The organism is Gilliamella apicola, from assembly GCF_003202915.1.
Taxonomy (GTDB): domain Bacteria; phylum Pseudomonadota; class Gammaproteobacteria; order Enterobacterales; family Orbaceae; genus Gilliamella; species Gilliamella apicola_Q.
In genome coordinates this window covers 228,628-251,121 of the sequence record NZ_QGLP01000005.1, presented here as the reverse complement: position 1 = coordinate 251,121, position 22,494 = coordinate 228,628, and the positions used below count along the sequence as shown (strand labels likewise).

The window sequence follows — 22,494 nt, the reverse complement described above, 5'->3', positions numbered from 1 at the left end:
TAATATACATTTTAATTTACCAACAACTTATACTGGCACTAAGGTTGGTTACCAACCCAAGTGCGGTAGGTTGCAGTTAAATTAATTATTTAAAAAATTGCGGTAGATATTGCTTATTTTCGTTTAATATCTCTTCAACGATTATTTTTGCTTTAGGGACATTAACCACGGTTCTATTAAGGGTTAATGCATTGATAAGTTTTTGTTTCGAACCCTCATACCAAGCGTCAACGACCAGTTTTTCATAGCCTAATTGAATTTCAATCATGGCTTTTTGGAAGGCTGGAATATTTCCAATAGCAAAAGCTTTAGGACCATCGGAAGTGAGCATACAAGGAATTTCCACCATGGCATCATCTTGAATATTATTAATGGCTCCATTGTTAGGCACAATGACCAGATAAATATCGCCTTTGTTATAGGCTAAAGATGCAGCTACGCGGATCATATAACGACCATGAATATCAGCATGAAGATCTTCACCTTGAATTGAATTGTTTTCGATGATGCGACGGCACATTGCAAATACCTGTTTTTCTCGGCCATTAATCACCTGACGAGCACGAGTATTATTGATATCCTCTTTACTGACCATTTTTTCCGGGTAGAGATAATATTGGAGATAGGTATTTGGTAGGAATTCTGGATTATCCCTTAACATGACTTCCATATTTTTAAAGGTCGCTTGCCAAGAAGGATCATTGGCAATAACCGAATCAACTGCGGTAATTCCATCTTTTAAGATAATATCTTTTATCTTTTGAGTAAGATCTTCTCCTTGTTTATTTTTTATTTTGGTAAACCAACCATAGTGATTTAGACCAAAATATTCCGGTACAAAATCCCAAATTTCACAGCCAAGTAATTTGGCATAACTTACCATGATGGCTGCCGGCATATCACAAATATTTAAAATTCGCTTGTCATCCGGAAATTCCCGATTTAAAGCTTCGGCAACAATAGCGGCAGGGTTAGTGTAATTTAAGATCCAAGCCTCTTTTTGATAGCATCGAATATCACGAATAAGATCTATCATATCTCCAATAGATCGTAAACCATAAGCCATGCCACCTGCGCCACAGGTCTCTTGACCGACACATTGATGCGAAAGAGGAATTTGCTCATCACGCTCACGCATTTTCAAGCCACCGGTACGGATTTGCATAAAAAAGAAATCTGAATTTTCAAAGGCCACTTTTCTGTCTGTGGTATAGATAAATTCTTCAATTTCCGGATAAAGTTCTTTAAACATGATTTCAGTTGCTTTCGCATTCAATTCTTGACGAGGTCCATCAATATCATAGAAAACCACGCGTCTTAAAGGAAAGTTGGCCTTTTCGCTAACAAGACTGCTCATAATACCTAAAGTATAAGTACTTCCAGCGCCGACAACGGTTAAATTAATCTTTTTCATATTATTTCCTAATAGTAATGTTGAATAAAATACAAATAGCATACAAATATGTTATCAATAAGTATTTAATAAAATAATACTTATTTAATACAAATGTGAAAAAGATCACAAAATATTTCTGGCGTCTATAAACTTGTTAGGATTAAAATTATTAGTAACTGTATGTTTTTATGTGGATTAATAAGAAATTTATCATATGATGATATTTCATAAATTAGATGATAAGATGATACAAATTTATTCTGCTGAGATATTCAATGGCGAAACCACTTTACCGACAAATAGCTGAGACGTTTGAACAAAAAATTTATTCTGGGGAATTAGACTTAGAGGATGTATTACCTACTGAACAAGCTTTACAAGAACTGTATAAAGTAAGTCGTGTTACTATCCGTAAAGCATTAGAACAGTTAGAAAATCAGGGATTAGTTGAAAGAATTAAAGGTAGTGGTACATATGTAAAGTATCACTCAGCCAAACATGATGCTATTAAATTACAGGGATTTGATGAGAATATCACAGCCTTAGGCCGAATTGCTGGTACGAAAGTAATACATTTTCAGTTAGAACAAGCTCTACCAACTATTGCGAGACAATTAAGAATAGAAGTTGGGACATCGATTTTTTCCATAGTACGGATCAGAACTATTGATAATGAACCGGAAATTTTAGAGCAAAGTTATATGCCACTTTCACTCTTCCCCGATCTTAGTGTTAAAGTTATGGAGTCATCCAAATATCATTATGTTGAACAACAGAAAGGTTACCAAATTTCTCATAGTCGACAAGATGTTAAACCCGTCTTAGCCACCACGATTGTTGCAAAACATCTAAATGTAGAAACCAATCATCCAATCTTACGGCTTCGATCGGTTAGCGAATTAAAAACTGGAGAAACTTTTGAATACAGTATTCAGTATTTAAGAGGTTTTCAATATCGTTTTGAATATATTGCACGAAGGGGATTAGATTAATTGTTATTTGAAAAATATGGATAATCAATTAAAATTATTTTAAACATATGTTAATAAATACCATTGGTATAAATGGTATATAATCTTATTAAATTTCATAATTTTTATATTGTTTCATACCGTTAAGCAGTTTATTGCTCTGTATCTTTTTAAGATAGTCACTATTTTTATTAATCAACTTTATCTAAGTTTGCTAAATCTTTTGTAGTTAACTCGTTGTTGTTTAATCATTCATCTAGAAATAGGAGTAAATAATGGCTAAAAATATAAAGATAAAAAAACTAGCAATATTCATCCCTACACTCTATTGTTCTCTATTTTTTTCTTCATCATTCGCCTTTCAAAAAGGATCAACCGAAGATTTTTTAGGGCATGAAGTAGGGGTTACTTATCACACTGCCGAGCAAGCCGTCAGCAGTAAAGAGTACTTGCCGGTTTATCCTGAAGAAGAAAACCCAGAATTTGAAGCAGATAAACTTGCTTATCTTCATGGATATAATTTAAAAGGTACCGAACGTTGGCAGCAGGCAACAATGGATGCTGATTTGCATACTGCCAATGTGGCTAAAATTTTTTCTCAACCGTTAGGTATCACTATTTCGCCGCAAACAACGCCAACGCTATACAAAATGCTTGGTGATTTACTGGTAGATTCAGCAGATAATGCCACCAAAACAGCTAAAGAGTTTTATATGCGAAAACGCCCTTTTGTCTATTTTGGCAATCATACGTGTCAACCTATTGACGAAGAGGATCGATTACGGCATAACGGATCATTCCCATCTGGTCATACCGCTTATGGTTGGACATTAGCTTTAATACTTGCACAAATTTCTCCTTCACATGCTGAGGCAATAATTAAACGAGGTTATGAATTTGGTCAAAGTAGAATGATCTGTGGTGCGCATTGGCAGAGCGATGTGGATGCAGGTAGAATGGTAGGGGCAGTGGAATATTCCAAATTACAAAGTATTCCACAATTTCAAGAAGACCTTCGTAAGGCAACCGAAGAGGTTAATCAACAATATCGTCTACTAAAATAACAAGGTTATCTCCCCTTAGTTTTCCAAAGAACTTTGGGGAGGTTGGTTATGCTTTTTCAAAGCTATCTAACTCTAAATATTTTAATCAAATATATAGTACTATTAATCCAAACTGTGTAGGATTATCGTCCTGGTTTTATAAAATTTGCCTTAGTATTTATAAAATGAAAAAAATTTATTTTTATCCTCACGTTATTTTTAATATCATTAGAAGTTTTAGTCTCTATTTTGAAAAAGAATAAAGCCAATGTCATTAATATTTCTATTCGTCACGCCAACCAAGATAGTGGTTCATTATTGGCATGGACAAAATCGGATAATCTTTTATCAACAAGGTACCGATGAAAAGAGTAAACAACATGTCGGTAATTATAAGGGAATTAATCGATGCTGTTTTGCAAAATCAAGGAAGTTACTATTTACCTTATCAATTACATGCGACAACTGAACAGTTTCAAAAAGCATATCCACAATTTAAACTTAAAGCTCGTTTAGATCCGCAGAATAAATTTAGTAATATGCTATTAAAGCGCTACCACATCGAAACCGTTCAATAAAATAGCAAGAGCAAGATAATTAGTTATTTTTTGTTAAATAACTAATTATCCAAGATCTGAATGTACTTGATCCAGAAATATTAAACATAAAACTATTTGCATATTTGAATATTACTCTTTTGATTCATGGTTTTAATAAACTTGTTTTTAACTAATGTTTGAGCGCATCTAACACTAATTTAAATACATTGGAATGGCCTTTGCGACTAGGATAATAAATATAAAATGGTTCATAAATAATTGAATATTCGCTTAATAATTCTATTAATTGTCCTGAGGCTAATTCATTTTGCACATCTGGATAACCAATCCAACTAATACCTAAACCATCTAACGTCGCTTGTTTTCTTAGATGATTATTGATAGAGAAGTGACAAGAGGGGTGATATTCAATGGTATTACCTTTATCAAAAAATTGCCAAATTGATTCCATTTCATATTGAGTTGAGACTTTTTTACCAATTAACAGATGGTCATCTAAATCTCCGATCTGTTTAGGTTCATTTCTTTGTTTTAAATAATCAGGACTGGCAACTAAAACCATTCGTAAAGGATCAGATATTTTTACTGCTATCATTTCTTTGGCAAGGTCATTACCAATACGACATCCCATATCAAATCCTTCTTTGACAATATCAACTAAATTGTTGTCACATTGAATTTCTATCTTAATCAGAGGGTAGCGTAATGAGAATTGACTTAATTTAGGATAAATAAAATTTTCAATGGCAATATTTGAGGCATTTATTCTAATTGTGCCTGATGGCGTATGCAAATAATCGCCTAGGGCATTGACTTCTTCATTGATTTGATTAAATAAAGGTGCAAGTTGTTTATAAAGTTGTTCGCCTGCTTCGGTTAGTGATAAGCTCCGTGTGGTACGGTTAAAAAGCCTTAGATTTAAGCGAGTTTCTAAATTTCGCATACTATGACTTAATGCCGATGACGAAACGCCCAACGATTTAGCCGCCCCTATAAAGCTTTTAGCTTCAGCAATAATAATAAAATAATTTAGTTCATTATAGTTATACATACTAGTGTAAATTATTGAATTTAATTCACGATACTATAAATGAATAGCGTGTTTATCTCAATAAAAGTTATCTTTAAAATAACATCATCCAAATTGAATTTTTTCAATTTATCAAGTTATTTAAACTTTTATTAGATAGCGAGGAGTAGTTGTATGGATTATATAAAATTAGGTAATTCTGACATTGAAGTTTCACGATTCTGTTTAGGATGTATGAGCTTTGGGGATCCGGCGAGTAAAATGCATGACTGGACGCTTAATCCAGATCAAAGTGAAGCCATTATAAAACATGCTTTAAATCTAGGAATTAATTTTATTGATACTGCTAACACCTATTCAAGTGGTACCAGTGAGGAATATGTTGGACGAGCATTAAAGCGCAACATTGCGCGAGATAAAGTAATATTAGCTACGAAAGTCTATTTTAATGAAGGACATCTATCTGAAGGAGCAATTGAAAGAGAAATCGACGGTTCGCTTAAACGATTAGCTACCGATTATGTCGATTTATATATTATTCATCGTTTTTATTACAGTACGCCTATTGAAGAAACCATGGCAGCATTAGACCATCTAGTAAAAGTAGGAAAAGTACGCGCATTAGGTGCGTCTGCAATGTATGGTTATCAATTTTATAATATGCAATTAGCTGCTAAACAAAATGGTTGGACTCCATTTGTTTCGATGCAAAATCACTATAATTTATTATATCGAGAAGATGAAAGAGAATTAATTCCTGTCTGTAAGCAATTCAATGTTGCATTAACCCCATATAGTCCATTAGCGGCGGGTAGACTTAGTCGATTAAAATGGCAGACTGATACTTTACGTAGTCAGACTGATAAAACTGCTATTGCCAAATACGATAGTACCCAACAAATCGACATGAACATAGTGAAAAGAGTGAATGAAATTGCCGAAAAATATGCTGTCACCATGACACAAATTGCAATTGCATGGCAATTTGCTAAAGGAGTTGCCTCACCAATAATCGGTGCAACCAAAGCGCAATATTTAGATGATGCGGTTGGGTCTTTGCAGGTTTGTTTAACTCAGGATGATATTGCTTATCTAGAGGAGCTATATACACCACATCGTATAGTCGGTGCACTTTAAGTAAACGTAATAGAGAACATTTAATTTACTGACGAATGTCATTGGGACATTTGTCAGTAAGCGTATTTAAATTCTTCCTGAATTTAACTATTTTTGCATTTCATCATTTTGCCTAAAATTGCACCTAAGCCAATTATCGCAGCTAAAAAGCTCAATGTAACACTAACACCTTCTTCATGGAAGCAATCATATTTCATGGTTTTATTACTAGCAATGCACCAACGTAAAAGCCAGATAATAATAAAGCTAAAAATGAAAGAAGTTTAAATTTGATTATATTTATTACAATTAATAAAATATTTGAAATTAAAACACCAAAACCCCAAATTTGTGAATTCATAATATTTTCTTATTTTAGTTAAAGTAAAAAATTCGGAGATAATAGATTTTATGAATCAATTACAAACAAATGATAATTAATCATGTTCACATGAGCTGAGTTCGGTTAAGAATGTATTAAGTTCCCAAAAATGAAGTTATTAATAACTAGTTGTATTTAATTTATTATTTTTAGTTAAATGGCAAAAATTAGATAAGGAAGTACAATGTTTGATGATGACCGTCTTATTACCAATAATCGATTAATTTCAGGATATCAGTTAGCTAAATTTCACACTTTTGAAGCAGCAGCACGTTACGGTTCGTTTATTCGAGCAGCCGAAGAGCTATGTATTACTCCAAGTGCAGTTAGTCATCAAATTAACAAACTTGAAGAAGAGCTTAATTTTAAGCTGTTTACTCGATTTCATCGCCGTATTGAGTTAACTCAAGATGGTGAAAATCTATTTAATATTTTAAAAAAATCCTTGGCAATTCTAAATAGAGAAATATTTGAAATAAAGAACCAAGAGTTGATAGGACAACTAACCATTTATTCTCGTCCTTCCTTTGCACAAGAATGGCTGGTACCGAGAATATCCGAATTTAACAAAAAACATCCTTATATTACATTGAATATTTTAACCGGCAATGGTGTGGTCAATTTTAATCGGCACAGTATTGATTTAGCAATTTATTATGATGATTTGCAACATGAAGATTTGGATGTTTATCATATAATGAATGAAACCATTGTGCCGGTATGTAGTCCCTCATATGCTGAACAATATCAACTAAATGAATGTATTGAAAATCTAAAATATTGTCTAATATTACACGATAATCAAGCATGGCGATATGATTCAAATTTTGATGAATGGCAATTTTGGGGGAAGCATTTTAAACTTGACCTTGATTTTGAAGATTTACCTAAGATGTTATTTGATAGATTCGATTTAGCTATCCTTGCGGCAATTAATCATTCGGGTATCGCTATGGGAAGAAGAAATATAGTCAACAAATATCTTGCGTCAGGCGAGTTAATCACACCGTTTCCTAATATGACATTAGCCTGTAAACAACATTACTATGTTGTTTCTGCTACCAAGCAACGTAATCCTAAAGTTAGAGCTTTTGTGAGATGGTTAAAAGAAAATTTGCATGAACAATCAATCTGAAAATTGCTTTAAATAAATAGCTACCGTTAAAACTAATGATTAGTTACATGATATATATCTAATATGAATATCGATATAATTTTTTCGTATTACCTCGATAGTTTATTCGCAACTATAATGTTTATCACTGAATTTTAGAATTAGTTGTTAAATAGATTAACTAATCTAACTTGATAGGGAGTGATCATGAAAAAATATATTTACATATTTATTCTGTTGGGATTTATATTGCAGGGGTGTGACAACAAGTCAGACTCAAGCCATACCACCCAACAAGATAAAAAGGAAATTGTGGTTGGTTTACCACCTAGTATGCACAACATCATGATGGAAAAAGTGGTCAAACCCGCTTTGGAAAAACAAGGATATAAGGTTAGATTAGTGAATTTCAGTTCACTAAGAGATTCAAATACCGCTTTAGTTGAGGGCAGTATTGATCTTAATGCTGCGCAACATCAATCCTATCTTGATGTGTATAATAAAGAGACTAAAAGCGATCTGGTCTCTTTAGTCCACATTCCTTCTATTTCTGCGGCGCTTTTTTCACAAAAACATCATTCAATTAATGAGATTGCCGATGGGCAGACTATACTTATACCGAATGATCCGGCAAATCAAGCGCGTTCTTTACAATTATTACAAAGTTTGCATTGGATTACCTTAAAATCCGGAAGTAATGTAGGTATTTTAGATTTAAATGCTATAGACGAAAATAAATATAATTTGAAGTTTAAAGCAATATTATCTGAAATGATGCCGAGAATACTTAATGAAGTTGATTACGCCATAATGCCAGGCGGAATTGCATGGTTAAGTCATATTCCAGCAGATAATGTTTTAGTTCAGGAAAAGTTAACGGCGAACCTTGAATTAATGGTTGTGGTTAAGAAAGAGAATTTAAATACTAAATGGGCGCAAGATGTGAAACAACTTTATCAATCCGATGCACTTAAAAAATTCATTAATCAAGATCCTGATGCAAAAGGGCGTTTTATTTGGCCACAACAATAATCAATCTATTAAAAATATCCTCACATTTGACATTGTTGGGATATTTTTATCTATTGCATAAAACAATTCAAAGGTTGAAGTTAAACTGATGTTTGAGGATTTTCATCAAATTACTTAAAAGTTAAATTATTTATTTATTATAATTTTTAACATGATAGAATTAACATCCCTTAAGTTATAAAATAATAATTGAATGTGATGAAAAAAATACAATATTCCGCATTAATTGCTTGCGGTTTTACGCTTTGTAGCTGTTTTAGTGGTCCAACGTCAGTAGTGCGGGTAATTGATAATCCTACTGCAAATGAAATTGTCATTGCCATTGATGGTAAAGAATTAACCATACCTGCCAACTCTAAAACTTCATATACTTTCGAATATGGTAAACATAGTTTAACCTATAACAATCAGTCGGTTAATTTTGTTGTCAAACCAGCTAAATTTTCTGGTAGCGGTTTTATTAATCCAACCCAAAGCAACTATATGTTCCATACTTTTATCTATGCAACCGACAATACCACCGATGAAGCTTATGATAAGATGTATGAAAAAACGCTTAATAAGGTCACTGTCATTTTGAATGGTGAAAAAGAAGAGGTTGAGCTGCCGGTAAAAGTTGTTAATGATGTTTTCATTGAAGACGAACATAACCGATGGGACTATACTATTGACGAAGAAATGCCTGAAGAAGTTTCTGAAAGAATTAATAGTAATCAGGCTTATCAAGTTCGTAAAACTAAAGTTTATCGTGAACACGAATATATGAATTATCTTAAAGAAGACGGTTTAGAAGAGGATTTAAGCTTCCCTAACGAACCAGTTAAATTGACCGAAATTAATCAATATGTGTTCCCGACAATTAATCTAGATGGAATTAAATGTGAACCAGGTAAAAAATACTTAGCGGAAACATTAGCTAATTGGCAACAACTGTTTACATTAAAAGGTAACGATTTTGCCAATAAGTATGAAGAATTAGGTGGCGATAAAGGTAGATATGCATTAGTAGATTCTAAAAAACTTTGCCCTAAAGAGATCGATCCAGAACAAACCTATTACCCAGCATTTCGTCAATTAGATCAAATTTTAGATAAAACTCGAGATATTCATTTTTACATCATTAAATAAATGTAAAAATCACCTTTTCGAAGAAACAAAATATAAATATAAAAGGCATAAATTCTGATAATTAAATTTATGCCTTTTATTTTTTTATATTAACCATAGCCATTTTCTAATGATAAAATATTACAAATCATTAATATAGGATTAATTAATGTGATGAGGTAGGCAATTTGTAATACAACATTTAAATGATTGGAACAACCTCTTTACCTTAAAGGGTGAAAATTTGACTAAATTATATAGTCAAATAACCACCAAAGATAATTTTAGAGAAAAACGTAGTATGATGGAAAAATGTACTGCAGAAAATGATCCAAATCATACTTATATGTCTGCAACGAGAGAAATTGAATCAGCATTAAGAGATACCGATCAAAAAAATCTGTTCATTATTAAATAATATGGTCATATATTGAGTTGAGTAATAAATACTATATTTATAGGCACCTAATTGAATTACTAGGTGCCTTTTTTCTTAACAAGGAAAAATTATTCTTAGATAAATAATTTTCGTGTTCGTGATCACTAATTAGCACGATTTGTAAATGATTTTATTGATATAAATCACATAAATTATAAAAAAAAGTATGATTAAATTCTAATCAATATAATATCTAAGATGAGTTAATTAATGAAAGGAATATCTTATGAATAAAACAAAATTAAAAATGGCCGCATTGGTCGGTGGGATCATTCTTTGTACTTCAAATGTTTATGCATCACTCGATGATGCCAAACAACTAAAAATCATCAGTTATAATGTTTATAACGGCATGAAATTGGATGAAAGTGAAGGTAAACAGCAATATATAGATTGGGCGAAAGCACAAGATGCTGACATCATCGCATGGCAAGAGATGAATTTCTTTACTCGTGAAAAGCTTGAAAAATTTGCAGCTGATTATGGCCATAAATACGCGGTACTTTTAAAAGAATCTCCAGATGATCCGGCTTTTTTTCCTGTTGCTATTACCTCAAAATATCCTATCGTCAATGTGAATAAAGTAGTCGATAACTTATGGCATGGTGCGTTGTTTGCTGATGTTGGTAATTATCATTTTGTGATCACCCATATGAATCCTTTTTGGACAGCTAAACGGATTGATGAAATCAATTTGATTATTGATTCAATCAAATACAGCCGTGATCCTAACGGAAAATGGATAATAGCCGGTGATTTGAACTCTTTCTCACCAGCTGATAAATCTGACTATGATAAAAGTACGCTTTTAGAGGATATCAAAGAAAAACAGAAGAAAAGACCAATTTTGGAAAATCTGGTCAATGGGCAACTAAGTTATACTGTACAGCAAAACCTGCTTGATGCTGGATATATTGATGCTTTAAAGTTAAAACATAAAGAATTTATTTCAACAGCACCAACTAAAGTATTTTATGATCAAGCATCAGTGCCTTTACGTTATGATTATATTTACGTTTCTCCATCGCTTAAAAATAATGTGATTGATGTTAAGGTGTTAAAAGATGATTTTACAGATAAATATTCCGATCACTATCCGGTTCAGATGATTATCAATAATAAATAATTTTAGTCGATCAAAAGCTATATGAGAAAGATATAGCTTTTGAGTTTCTATTTTACTAAAAAACATCAAGTTAACTGGACTATTGGTAAATAAGCTTTTAGGTGTCTCACTATTATAATGTTATTAATGATAGACATACTATCGAATTAATGCATACTTCCATATCATTTGTTTTTTTTCTTTTGTTTCGTATAGTTATGCCTCAGAAGATTTAGTTAAAACTCAATATAGTACATCACCCAATAACGTATATGTTAATAAAGATAGGCCCTCAATTACCATTGCTAATTTTAATAATGGCGAGTAATGGCAGTGGACAAATTGGCCATTAGTCAGTGATCATATTCCGGTTATCGCTAAATTAACTTTAGTAGAACAATAATAAGTTAACAGAACAATAACAAGTTAACGGGCTAGATGCCTGTTTTTAAATTTCATTAACTAATTTAAGATAAAGCGTTCTGCTTTTTTTGCAGTAATTAGTTTCATTGCATTAATTTGAATAAAGTTTCAGTTAAGTACCTATCATTCTGAAAAACTAATGTGTTAATTCGCACCTTAATAAAACTAAAAAAACAGCGATTTTTGTCATTTCAAGTCGGTTGAATTTATTATTTTTTGGCTACAAATACTGCTCGCATTGGGGCAGGATAACCTTCAACCGTTTTCGATAAATCGTTAGGATCCAAAAATTCAGCTAATGAATCAGATTCCATCCATGCAGTTTTACGTTGTTCATCCAAACTGGTTTTCGACATATCAACCATGTCTACCTCTTTAAAACCACATTTATGTAACCAATTAATCATAGTGGGTACTGATGGAATAAAATAAACATTTCGCATTTGTGCATAACGTTCACCAGGCATTAATGCTTGATTTTCAGCTCCCTCAATAATTAAGGTTTCGAGTACTAGTTGACCACCTTCAACTAACTGATCTTTTAATTGAAAAAGATGATCTAACGGCGATCGTCGATGATATAATACGCCCATTGAAAAAACCGTATCAAATGCCTTTAGTTTTGGCAACTCTTCAATACCCAATGGTAACAAATGAGCTCGTTGATCATTACCTAAAAGTTTGCGAATTGCTTCAAATTGGCATAAATAAAGTGCCATAGGATCAATGCCTACCGCCAATTTAGCGCCAGCACCAACCATACGCCACAAATGGTAACCACTATTACAACCTACATCGAGAACAGTTTTACCTTCTAAGTCCTCGATATGATCAACTAATCTTTCCCATTTCCAATCAGAACGCCATTCGGTGTCGATATCCACACCATAAAGATAGAATGGTCCTTTACGCCACGGCATCATAGTTTTTAACAATTGGGTGATTCGTTGCTGTTCGCCGTCAGATAAAGGTTGCTCTGTTTTTGCTGTTACGCTGCTGCGCAAATCGATTTGAAAAGGAGTAATCGCCGGTAAATGTTTAATACTGTTGATCCATTGAGTGAAGCGATTATCAATATTCTGTTTTTGCCAATTGGCTAATTGAGCAGGTAACACTTCAAGCCAATTTTTAAGTTTATTTTTTGCGATAATTTGGTAAAAATCACCAAAATCAATCATTCTTTTTTCCTTAGTTAATAGATTAGAACTGGAGGTTATTTTATAGCAATGATGGAGCCAAAATTAAAACATTGAAACCATGTGTTTACATGCCCAAATCCAGCGTTGTTTAGACGTTGCTTATGGGTTTCAATGGTGTCGGTAAGCATAACGTTTTCTAGCATATTGCGTTTTTGGCTAATTTCAAGTTCACTGTAACCATTTGCGCGTTTAAAATCATGATGCATATTAAATAGTAATTCATCGATGGTTTTATCACTAAAACTAAATTTTTCCGATAGAACTAATATTCCATTAGGGATTAGTGCTTGATAAATATTATTTAAAACGCGTTGCCGATTGTTAGGTGTTAAAAATTGTAAAGTAAAATTTAGCACCACCATTGAGGCATTTTGCATCTTGATATTACAAATATCTTCACATATAACTTCAACAGGTGTTGTTGCTTTATAAGCATCAATATGTTTTTTACAGCGTTCGACCATCGGTAATGAATTATCAACCGCAATAATACGGCAATTATCTTGTTTGATTTGACGACGAATTGCTAACGTTGCGGCACCAAGTGAACATCCCAAATCATAAATCATTGAATTGGGTTGAACAAATCTATCTGCAAGCATGCCTATCATTGAAATGATATTCGAATAACCGGGGACAGATCGTTGTACCATATCGGGAAAAACTTCGGCAACTTTTTCATCAAAAGTCCAATCGCCTAATTTATCGATCGGCGCTGAAAATAACTGGTCTTTTTTGGTATGCATAAAAGTTATTGGAACTAAAGAATCTAATTCTGCTATCATACCATCTTTTGTCTTCGTTTGTTCGGATAATTATGACTTTGGTTGATTTTACAGCCATTTTGGCAACAATTATTATTAATGTTTTGGTCACATTCTACTTAGGTAGACGCTGGCAGTTTTGGTTTAATGTTCATTTAACCGGTTTTTGTCAGATTATCTATTGGTTTGTGATCTGTTTTGCCGGATTATCGTTAACATTTGCCCGATTATTCAATGATTTTTTAGTCTCATGGTTACATCTTTTATTAATAACCATTTCAGGTTTAATAATTTGTAGTGTTTTCATAACCGTTATTTTTGATGTAATTTATTGGCTTAGTAAGAAACAGTTTAAACCCCATTTATGGTTTAAGGTCAGCTATATTATTGCCGTTTTAGCTTTGTTCTGCTTTGGTCATGAAATGGCGATAAATCCTCAAATAGTCCATTATCAAGTTGATATTGCTAAATCAGCTAAAATTGACCACTTAAGAATTGTTCAACTTTCCGACATTCATATTAATGCAGATACTTCTAGTAAAACGGTGCAACAAATGGTGGAAAAGGTAAATGCCTTAAAACCAGATTTTATTATGATAACCGGTGATACACTAGATGCACGTTTAAAACCTTTTATAGAAAAAGGTTTTGATAAACAGTTTCGAAAATTGCAGTCAAAATATGGTAATTATATTATTTTTGGCAACCATGAATATTTAGGGACTCATGCTACCGATAATCGTGAGGAAGATATCATTGCTGCATTTAAACAAGCAAATTTAAAAGTTTTAAAAGATGACATTGTTTATCTTGATGAGTTGGGTATTACATTAATAGGGCGGGATGATTTTTCTTCATCTCGCTATGATGTTAATCGAGCTTCTTTATCCGATTTGATTATGTTTGCTCAGCCAGAGAAACCAATCATTTTATTAGATCATCAACCACGAAATATTAATGAAGTCTCCGAACAAAATGTAGATCTGATGCTTTCGGGGCATACTCATGGTGGACAAATTTTTCCCATCAATATTTTGGTGGCGATGATGTATAAAAATGGTTATGGAATTTATCAAGATAGTAATCATCATTTCACTAATATCGTGAGTTGTGGTTATGGATTTGGTGGACCGCCATTAAGACTTATGACGCGGTCTGAAATTGTCGTAATCGATGTCTCATTTGCTCCAAAAACGACAGCAGAATAGATTATTTTAAATAGGAATCATATTTTGAATTATCAATTTATTATCAGTAATGAAGAATTAGCCAGTTATTGTCGGAAAATTGAAAATAGTAACGCTATCGCCTTAGATACTGAATTTGTTCGCATGCGAACATTTTATCCTCAATTAGGACTTATACAGGTTTTTGATGGAGAACATGCTGCTTTAATTGATCCGCTTAATATCACCCAATGGCAGGATTTTTGGGCTATTTTAGCGAATCCTAAAATCGAAAAATACTTTCATTCTTGTAGCGAAGATATTGAGGTGTTTCTTCATGCCTTTAATTGTGTCCCAACTCCGGTTATCGATAGCCAAATTCTAGCTTCGTTCTTAGATAATCCAATTAGTAGTGGTTACGCTAGTTTGGTTAATAAATATCTCGACATTGAGTTAGATAAAAGTGAAACACGTACCGATTGGTTAAAACGTCCTTTGACTGATAAGCAGTGTGATTATGCGATTAATGATGTGTTATATCTTTTTCCATTAATGAATATTTTAAAATCTAAGTTAACATCAAACAATTATCTAGATGCTGCTTATCAAGAGAGTCAAAATCTTATTGCGCGAAAATGTTTACCGTTTGATCCGCAAAATGCTTATTTAAATATTAAAAATAGTTGGCAATTGAAAGGTAATAGTTTAGGTCAATTGGCCAAACTAGCATGTTGGCGATATCAATTAGCCAAAACTCAAGATATTGCTTTGAATTTTGTTGTTAACGAAGTGATTTTATGGAAAATCGCTCGTTATCAACCTACCTCTTTAGCTGAGTTAGATAAATTAGGCATGAAGGGAAAAGAAGTGCGTTTATATGGTCAGACCATTTTGACAATATTGCAAGAACCAATACCAAATATTCCTGCCATTCAAAGAATCAATAGTTATCCAAATTATAAAGATACCGCTGATTTATTAAAGCAAATTGCTGAAAAAATTTCATCAAAAACCGGTCTTAGTAGTGAATTAATTCTTTCAAGACGATTAATTAACCAATATGTACAATGGAAAAAAGATAAAAAAGGCGATATCCCAGAGATTTTATCTGGTTGGCGAAAACCGCTCTTTGAACAGTATGACTTATAAACAGGTAAAATATAATTCAGGGATTGATCGTTGTTAACTGGTGTCAAATACCATTGACACCAGTTTATTATTTAGGCGAGTTCATTTAACATCGATTCAACAATTTTTGATGATTGAGCAGCCGCTAATTTTAAAAAGGATTGAAAATCAACTGCCGATTCGTTATCGCCATTGTCGGAAATGGCTCTAACCACCACAAAAGGTATTTTAAATAACCAACAAACATGACCAATAGCGGCGGCTTCCATCTCGACGGCAATCGCCTCAGGAAATGTTTGTTTAATTCGTTCAAGATTACTTTTACCATTAATAAAAGCATCGCCACTCCCTATAGAGCCAGCAACGGCATTAACACCTTGTTTTTTGATGCAGACTTCGGCTAATGCTTGAAAATCCTCATCAGCAGTAAACGAAATAGGGCAACCCGACATTTGTCCAGGTTTATAACCAAACGCAGTAAGATCAACATCATGATAAAAAACATCTTTCGATACAATAATGTCACCTATATTAAGCTCGGTTGACAGTCCACCAGCCGATCCGGTATTAATTACCGCATCAACTCGATAATTATTTAAAAGCAGGGTTGTGCCAGAAGCGGCGGCTACCTTACCGATACCAGATTGTAATAATACGATGTCACAATTGGCTATTTTGCCTATATGAAAATCACATCCTAAATGGTGTTCTAATTGATAATCGGTAATTTTACTTTTTAGTATGGCAACTTCTTCTTCCATTGCGGCGATAATAGCAATTTTCATCAGGTCCTCTTGGCGTTTATTAGCCATATATTTATTCTAAATGTGCTATGATAATTGCTGAATGTTGACTTGACAATAAATGAATATTACGGAGATAAAATTTGCGCACAATTTTTATAACAGGTTGTTCTAGTGGTATTGGATTGATTTCAGCCATTGCGTTGAAAAAACGAGGTTATCGTGTCATTGCTTCATGTCGTAAAGTAGATGATCAAAAAAAACTAATTGAGCAAGGTTTTGAGACCGTTCTGTTAGATTTAGATAATCCTGACTCAATTATTCAAGCCTCCCAAGAGGTGTTAACTTTATGTGACGGTAAATTATATGCTTTATTTAATAATGCTGGATTTGGGGTATATGGTCGATTAAACACTATTAGTCGAGTACAATTAGAATCACAGTTTTCAACTAATTTTTTTGGCGTTCACCAGCTAACGCAACTACTATTACCGGCAATGCTTAAGCATAATGAAGGCCGAATCATTCAAACAAGCTCGATTGTTGGAATTGTGGCCACGCCGGGTAGAGGAGCTTATTCTGCAAGTAAATATGCCTTAGAAGCATGGTCAGATGTATTACGGTTAGAATTAGCTAAAACGAATATAAAAGTTTGTTTAATTGAGCCAGGTCCTTTAAAAACCTACTTTTCAAATAATGTAAATCAGACAGAAAAAGAGAACATTGTAAAAAATCCACCGATTGCTAAACGCTTTACCTTAGCGCCAGAGGCTGTTTTGCCATATTTATATCATGCATTAGAACATGCTAAGCCAAAAATACGTTACAGGGTAACTAAAGTAACTAAATTAGCGGCTATCGCTAAACGTTTGCTTCCTGACCGATTAATGGATAAAATTTTACAAAATAAATAATCATTTAAAATATTTATAGGGTAGATTATGTCAAATCAATTTATTTTTGATGTTAATGAGCAGAATATTCAAGAAATTATCGAAAAATCAGTTAATAATCCGGTATTATTCTACTTTTGGTCAGCTAGAAGTCCTAACCATCAAGAAATGACCGATACACTTACCAAATTAGCCGCCGAGCATCATGGGCAATTTATTTTAGCTAGTGTGAATTGTGATGAGCAACAAATGCTAGCTGCACAATTTGGATTAAGAGCCATTCCAACGGTCTATATGTTTCAAAATGGACAACCTGTTGATGGTTTTCAAGGACCACAATCTGAAGAAACCATTAAAGCGTTTTTAGCCAAAATTTTACCGAATGAAGATGAATTAAAACTGGTTGAAGCGCAAAAATTATTTAATGAAGGGCAATATGCTCAAGCACTACCCTTATTAAAGCAAGCATGGACTACCTTAACAGATCATTTAGGTAAACCAAGATCCGATATTGCATTTATGTTAGCGAAAGCGCAAATTGAACAAAAACAACTCTCTGATGCTAAAGAAGTTTTGGTAACAATACCTTTACAAGACCAAGATTCAGCATTTCATGGCTTGCAAGCTGAGATTGAGCTACTTGAGCAAGCAGCAAATTCACCTGAGTTACAGCAATTACAAGCTGAATTAGCAAAACAGCCAGATAATGTGGAATTGATGATCCAACTATCATCACAACTAATGCAAGTCGGGCGACACGAAGAAGCACTAGAGCTATTATTTAAACCGTTAACTAAGGATCTAAATGCTGGCAACGGACAAGTTAAGAAAACGCTACTTGATCTGCTAGCAGCCCTAGGTACCAATAATGCATTGGCGAGTAACTATCGTCGTAAGCTTTACACGCTATTATATTAAAATTTATGAAACCAAAGTATAAAAGATTTTTTTGGCGTTTTTTGTTGGGGTTATTTTATATGTTAAGCGGTGGTATTTCTTCGCACCCTTTGTTTCGACAAAGTATTCAAATTTTGCAAGAAAAGATACATCGAAGTAAAATTGATGAATTAAACAAAAAATTAGCGGAAAAAAATTCAAATCTAAGACATTTAGGTTAAATTTTATAAAAAGGGATATTCAACAATTGAAGACATTGTTGAATATCCCTTTTTATTTAGTGTTCGATAACGCGAGGAAAGTTTTCATTACTGCGAAGAGTTAAAACCTCAACACCATTGTCTGTCACGAGAATAGTGTGCTCATATTGCGCAGAGAGTCCATGATCTTTGGTTTTAACTGTCCAACCATCTTTCATGGTACGTGTACGCCAATCACCTGTATTAACCATTGGTTCAATAGTAAAAGTCATACCTGGTTTTAAAATTACGCCACCATCATCAGCATCATAATGCAGTACTTGAGGTTCATCATGATATACTTCACCAATACCATGACCACAATATTCCCGAACTGAAGAGAATCCAAACTTATCGACATATTTTTGAATGGTTTTACCAATTTCTCTTAATCGAATTCCTGGTTTAATAATTTTAATCGCTTCATATAAGCTTTCTTGAGTGATTTGACAAAGTTTTTCGCCAGCAACGGTTGGTTTACCCGCGATGTACATTTTGGAAGTATCACCATGATAACCATCTTTGATTACGGTAACATCAATATTAAGAATGTCACCATCTTTTAATTTTTTATCAAAACTAGGGATACCATGACACACAACATCATTAATGGAGATGCAGCTGGTATGTTTAAAACCATGATAACCAATATTGGCAGGAATAGCTTTTTGAACATTCACAATATGTTCATAACAGATTTTATCGAGCTCACCAGTACTAATTCCTGGTTTAACATAGGGTTCGATCATCTCTAGAACTTCAGCAGCTAATTTGCCTGCGATACGCATTTTTTCAATTTCGGCGGGGGTTTTCAACTTAATAGACATTAATGTGTTCCTGTAATTTTCATGGTCATATCCTATCATATACCTCTATTTCGTCAAAGCATAGCAATGGATTAATCATCGTGATTGAAAACTTTAAGTTTTTCGAAAAAAAAGCTGAGTAATGAGTTTTTTGTGTATAAAAAAAGAAAACTAATACAGCTTGAAACCGTTTAATAATATAATAATCTATTATAAGAAAAGGTTTTAACAAGATGCAATGTAACTATTATCAAGAAAAAAAGTGTTTATCCTGCCATAAAATTAATCAAGCGTATTACTCTCAATTAACAGAAAAGCAAGATCATTTATTGCAAACATTAGCAGAGTTTAATCCAAAGCAAGTTAATGCTCCTTGTGCTAGCCCTGAATCAGGATTTCGTAATAAAGCTAAAATGGCGGTGCTAGGCACAGTTGAAAAACCAGTATTAGGCATTCAAAATGATAGCACAATGATTGATTTGTGTGATTGCCCGCTATATAGCACCAATATGCAGCATATTCTAAAACTAGTGCGTACCTATATTCGTAAACAAGGATTAGTTCCTTATAATATTAATAAGCGAAAAGGTGAATTAAAATTTGTCATCATCACTGAAAGTAGGATAGGTGATGAAAGTTATTTTATGTTGCGATTTGTTTTAAAATCTCAAAAATTTGTCGATAAAATTAAAAATAGTTACCATCTTTTACAAGATAAAATAAATAATTTACAAGTTGTCACAATCAATATTCAACCCAATCATGCTGCTATATTAGAGGGGGATGAAGAACTGATTTTAACGGATAATCCTTTTTTAGCATTCCAATTAAATCAAGTACCTTTATATATTAAATCGAAAAGTTTTTTCCAAACCAATAGTTATATAGCCGAAAAACTCTATAAAACAGCAAGTGATTGGGTGGCGGACTTGAATGTAAATTCGATATGGGATCTTTTTTGTGGTGTTGGTGGTTTTGGTTTGCATTGTATACAACATGCTAGGAGACATCACATCCAATTGACTGGAATTGAAATTAGCCCGGATGCGATTGAATGTGCGACTAAATCCGCTGAAAAACTTGGTTATAACAAACTCAATTTTAAATCACTTGATGCCACCAAGTATGTGACTAATGAACAAGATACTCCTGATTTAGTCTTACTTAATCCACCTAGACGTGGCGCAGGTAAGACCTTAATTCAATACTTGCAAACTATAAAACCTAACTATGTTTTATATTCCAGTTGTAACTTAACATCAATGGCCGAAGATTTACGACTTTTGAGCGGCTATCAAATGACTAAAGTACAATTGTTCGATATGTTTCCACATACTTCACATATGGAAGTTTTGGTGCTATTGCAATCTATATAACTGCACTAATTTAGGTTAGTTTTTATTGAATGATAATTAACAACAATAATCAGCAAAAAAGACTGGCCTACTTTTACGTTTCCCCACCTACTAAGCTTTAATAAAGTAAATATCGATTTTAGGATTTCTCACTATTTCAAGTTTTTGGCGCCAATCTAGCTATTATTAACTTTTTGTCTTGCTCACAAGCTTGGTAACCAATTAAAAACTACATTAATTCAATAGTAACATTTGGAGACAAATTATCGTTTTGCTTTGACTCAATTTCGTGAATAGCAAGAACCAATCGCACTATTCAAGTTCTCATCAATATTAATCAGTTAAAACTTCAGAATTTATTCAAGATGAATTTTCGATTGAAGATTTGACTGTTAAAAAACCGGATGGAATCTTTCAGTTAAAACTATCGAATCTTTATCTGAATAAAGGAAATTCAGTTGTTTTATCTGGAGCATCTGTATTGGTAAATCGAGATATTTTCAAAATATTATCTGATCTTTATTCTATTATGATGAGGTTATAAAAATGCCAAAAATGAGAATCCTATTTTTGTCACAGGACACTTATTTTCCAGTTGGAAGATTAGCTCAAGTAATAAGTTATCCTGAACCATTATTGGAAAAAGATTTAAATTTTATTAAACAACTGCTTTTAGATGTGGGGTTATCTGCTGGAAGTATTGATAGAAATTTACTTAATGATAATTTAAAAATACTTTCTGGCGGTGAAAAATAACATGTGATTATTGCTAGAATTTTAATGCATAAACTTGATTGGATTTTTATGGATGAAGTAACTAATGCTTTAGATAAGTAGTCCAAAAGCAATTGTTGAAATTGTTAAAGACGAACCTACCGACAAGTAGTTTTATTATAATTTCTCATACTGATATTGCGAACTATTTTGATAAATGTTACCAATCACGATAAATATAAATTATTTAACTCAATATTCAATATAACAAGGAGTAATAATGTCTGAGTACAAAAATGAGGTTGTTGAAAACACAATAGAAAATTTACATGAAACAGTACACACAATAATATTATCCACGATAACTAAAACAGGTGAGGTAGATACCAGTTATTCACCTTACTTCTTTGATGGTAATGATTATTATATTTTGATATCAAATTTAGCTCCGCATGGTCAGAATATCAAAGCTAATTCTAATATATCTTTTTTAATTATTGATGACGAATGCAACACAAAGAATATCTATGCTCGTAGACGACTCTCCTTTCATGCAACGACAACCATTGTTGCAAGACAATCTGAACTTTTTAATACCATCATTGAACGGTTAGCCAAAAGGGTAAGTAAAATGGTATATATGTTAGCAGAAATGAAAGATTTTAATTTATATAAAATATCACCAACAGTCGTTAGATTGGTTTTGGGTTTTGGAAAAACCTATATTGTCGATCATTCAAATAATCTTGTCACACCGATTGATGAAGACTATATCGCTAATCAGAAAAGCGAACAGATGAATAAACAATAGAATTTTTTAGCATAAGCAGGATTTATAAACTAACCATTATTTATTCAATAGATAATAGTTT

21 protein-coding genes and 1 pseudogene are annotated in these 22,494 nt (G+C 32.9%); 16 read left to right on the top strand and 6 right to left on the bottom strand.

Translation table 11 applies throughout. The features are described 5' to 3' along the window. Window positions 1-85: 85 nt before the first annotated feature. Window positions 86-1,414, bottom strand: a complete 1,329-nt coding sequence (locus tag DKK79_RS07300; RefSeq protein ID WP_110423509.1) for a 6-phospho-alpha-glucosidase — start codon at window positions 1,412-1,414, stop codon at window positions 86-88. A gap of 257 nt (window positions 1,415-1,671) precedes the next feature. Between DKK79_RS07300 and DKK79_RS07295 the strand changes: the two genes are divergently transcribed. The 3 genes from DKK79_RS07295 (at window position 1,672) to DKK79_RS07285 (ending at window position 3,988) form a co-directional block, all read left to right on the top strand. Beyond that, complete coding sequence (locus tag DKK79_RS07295) at window positions 1,672-2,388, top strand: GntR family transcriptional regulator (RefSeq protein WP_110423508.1); 717 nt, start codon at window positions 1,672-1,674, stop codon at window positions 2,386-2,388. 254 nt (window positions 2,389-2,642) lie between these two features. Next, the gene (locus DKK79_RS07290; protein WP_110423507.1) at window positions 2,643-3,431 is read left to right on the top strand and encodes an acid phosphatase; all 789 of its coding nucleotides are present in this window, start codon (window positions 2,643-2,645) and stop codon (window positions 3,429-3,431) included. A gap of 341 nt (window positions 3,432-3,772) precedes the next feature. Next, window positions 3,773-3,988, top strand: coding sequence for a hypothetical protein (locus tag DKK79_RS07285; protein WP_146211996.1), 216 nt, complete (start codon window positions 3,773-3,775; stop codon window positions 3,986-3,988). A 151-nt stretch (window positions 3,989-4,139) separates the two neighbouring features. Here the strand turns inward: DKK79_RS07285 and DKK79_RS07280 are convergent, their stop codons facing one another. After that, on the bottom strand, window positions 4,140-5,021 hold the full coding sequence (locus DKK79_RS07280) for a LysR family transcriptional regulator (protein ID WP_110423505.1): 882 nt from the start codon (window positions 5,019-5,021) through the stop codon (window positions 4,140-4,142). Between the two features lie 153 nt (window positions 5,022-5,174). Between DKK79_RS07280 and DKK79_RS07275 the strand changes: the two genes are divergently transcribed. From DKK79_RS07275 to DKK79_RS07250, 6 genes are all read left to right on the top strand, one after another. Further along, window positions 5,175-6,137: an aldo/keto reductase gene (locus DKK79_RS07275; RefSeq protein ID WP_110423504.1), complete on the top strand. Its 963-nt coding sequence runs from the start codon at window positions 5,175-5,177 to the stop codon at window positions 6,135-6,137. A gap of 545 nt (window positions 6,138-6,682) precedes the next feature. Continuing rightward, the gene (gene dsdC, locus DKK79_RS07265; protein WP_110423502.1) at window positions 6,683-7,633 is read left to right on the top strand and encodes a DNA-binding transcriptional regulator DsdC; all 951 of its coding nucleotides are present in this window, start codon (window positions 6,683-6,685) and stop codon (window positions 7,631-7,633) included. A gap of 186 nt (window positions 7,634-7,819) precedes the next feature. Further along, window positions 7,820-8,644: a MetQ/NlpA family ABC transporter substrate-binding protein gene (locus DKK79_RS07260; RefSeq protein ID WP_110423501.1), complete on the top strand. Its 825-nt coding sequence runs from the start codon at window positions 7,820-7,822 to the stop codon at window positions 8,642-8,644. 198 nt (window positions 8,645-8,842) lie between these two features. Further along, window positions 8,843-9,772: a hypothetical protein gene (locus tag DKK79_RS07255; protein WP_110423500.1), complete on the top strand. Its 930-nt coding sequence runs from the start codon at window positions 8,843-8,845 to the stop codon at window positions 9,770-9,772. A gap of 223 nt (window positions 9,773-9,995) precedes the next feature. Beyond that, window positions 9,996-10,169, top strand: a complete 174-nt coding sequence (locus tag DKK79_RS14485) for a hypothetical protein (RefSeq protein WP_181415259.1) — start codon at window positions 9,996-9,998, stop codon at window positions 10,167-10,169. Between the two features lie 247 nt (window positions 10,170-10,416). Further along, on the top strand, window positions 10,417-11,316 hold the full coding sequence (locus DKK79_RS07250) for an endonuclease/exonuclease/phosphatase family protein (RefSeq protein WP_110423499.1): 900 nt from the start codon (window positions 10,417-10,419) through the stop codon (window positions 11,314-11,316). A 611-nt stretch (window positions 11,317-11,927) separates the two neighbouring features. Here the strand turns inward: DKK79_RS07250 and cmoB are convergent. Next, window positions 11,928-12,896 (bottom strand): tRNA 5-methoxyuridine(34)/uridine 5-oxyacetic acid(34) synthase CmoB, encoded by a 969-nt coding sequence (gene cmoB, locus DKK79_RS07245; protein ID WP_110423498.1) that lies wholly within the window; start codon window positions 12,894-12,896, stop codon window positions 11,928-11,930. A 35-nt stretch (window positions 12,897-12,931) separates the two neighbouring features. Beyond that, window positions 12,932-13,654 (bottom strand): annotated as a pseudogene (cmoA, locus tag DKK79_RS07240) (carboxy-S-adenosyl-L-methionine synthase CmoA); the annotation flags it as partial. 80 nt (window positions 13,655-13,734) lie between these two features. Between cmoA and DKK79_RS07235 the strand changes: the two are divergent. Together DKK79_RS07235 and rnd are read left to right on the top strand one after the other, a co-directional pair. Then, window positions 13,735-14,889: a metallophosphoesterase gene (locus tag DKK79_RS07235; protein WP_110423496.1), complete on the top strand. Its 1,155-nt coding sequence runs from the start codon at window positions 13,735-13,737 to the stop codon at window positions 14,887-14,889. A gap of 24 nt (window positions 14,890-14,913) precedes the next feature. Next, window positions 14,914-15,996 (top strand): ribonuclease D, encoded by a 1,083-nt coding sequence (gene rnd / locus DKK79_RS07230; protein ID WP_110423495.1) that lies wholly within the window; start codon window positions 14,914-14,916, stop codon window positions 15,994-15,996. A 71-nt stretch (window positions 15,997-16,067) separates the two neighbouring features. On the opposite strand, the gene DKK79_RS07225 is transcribed toward rnd, so the two are convergent. After that, complete coding sequence (locus tag DKK79_RS07225) at window positions 16,068-16,760, bottom strand: 5'-methylthioadenosine/adenosylhomocysteine nucleosidase (RefSeq protein ID WP_110424052.1); 693 nt, start codon at window positions 16,758-16,760, stop codon at window positions 16,068-16,070. A gap of 101 nt (window positions 16,761-16,861) precedes the next feature. On the opposite strand from DKK79_RS07225, the gene DKK79_RS07220 reads away from it, so the two are divergent. After that, window positions 16,862-17,632, top strand: coding sequence for an SDR family oxidoreductase (locus DKK79_RS07220; RefSeq protein WP_110423494.1), 771 nt, complete (start codon window positions 16,862-16,864; stop codon window positions 17,630-17,632). A 27-nt stretch (window positions 17,633-17,659) separates the two neighbouring features. Beyond that, window positions 17,660-18,529 carry a co-chaperone YbbN gene (locus tag DKK79_RS07215; RefSeq protein WP_110423493.1) on the top strand — a complete coding sequence of 290 codons (870 nt, stop codon included), beginning with the start codon at window positions 17,660-17,662 and terminating at the stop codon, window positions 18,527-18,529. Between the two features lie 256 nt (window positions 18,530-18,785). Here DKK79_RS07215 and map read toward each other — a convergent pair whose 3' ends face one another. Next, on the bottom strand, window positions 18,786-19,574 hold the full coding sequence (gene map / locus DKK79_RS07210) for a type I methionyl aminopeptidase (protein WP_110423492.1): 789 nt from the start codon (window positions 19,572-19,574) through the stop codon (window positions 18,786-18,788). A gap of 212 nt (window positions 19,575-19,786) precedes the next feature. Here map and rlmC point away from each other — a divergent pair, with 212 nt between their 5' ends. The 3 genes from rlmC to DKK79_RS07195 all read left to right on the top strand — a co-directional run bounded on the left by rlmC (window position 19,787) and on the right by DKK79_RS07195 (window position 22,433). Next, window positions 19,787-20,929 (top strand): 23S rRNA (uracil(747)-C(5))-methyltransferase RlmC, encoded by a 1,143-nt coding sequence (gene rlmC / locus DKK79_RS07205; RefSeq protein ID WP_110423491.1) that lies wholly within the window; start codon window positions 19,787-19,789, stop codon window positions 20,927-20,929. A gap of 525 nt (window positions 20,930-21,454) precedes the next feature. After that, window positions 21,455-21,664, top strand: a complete 210-nt coding sequence (locus DKK79_RS07200; protein ID WP_110423490.1) for a hypothetical protein — start codon at window positions 21,455-21,457, stop codon at window positions 21,662-21,664. Window positions 21,665-21,902: 238 nt separating this feature from the next. Continuing rightward, complete coding sequence (locus DKK79_RS07195; protein ID WP_110423489.1) at window positions 21,903-22,433, top strand: HugZ family pyridoxamine 5'-phosphate oxidase; 531 nt, start codon at window positions 21,903-21,905, stop codon at window positions 22,431-22,433. Window positions 22,434-22,494: the final 61 nt, after the last annotated feature.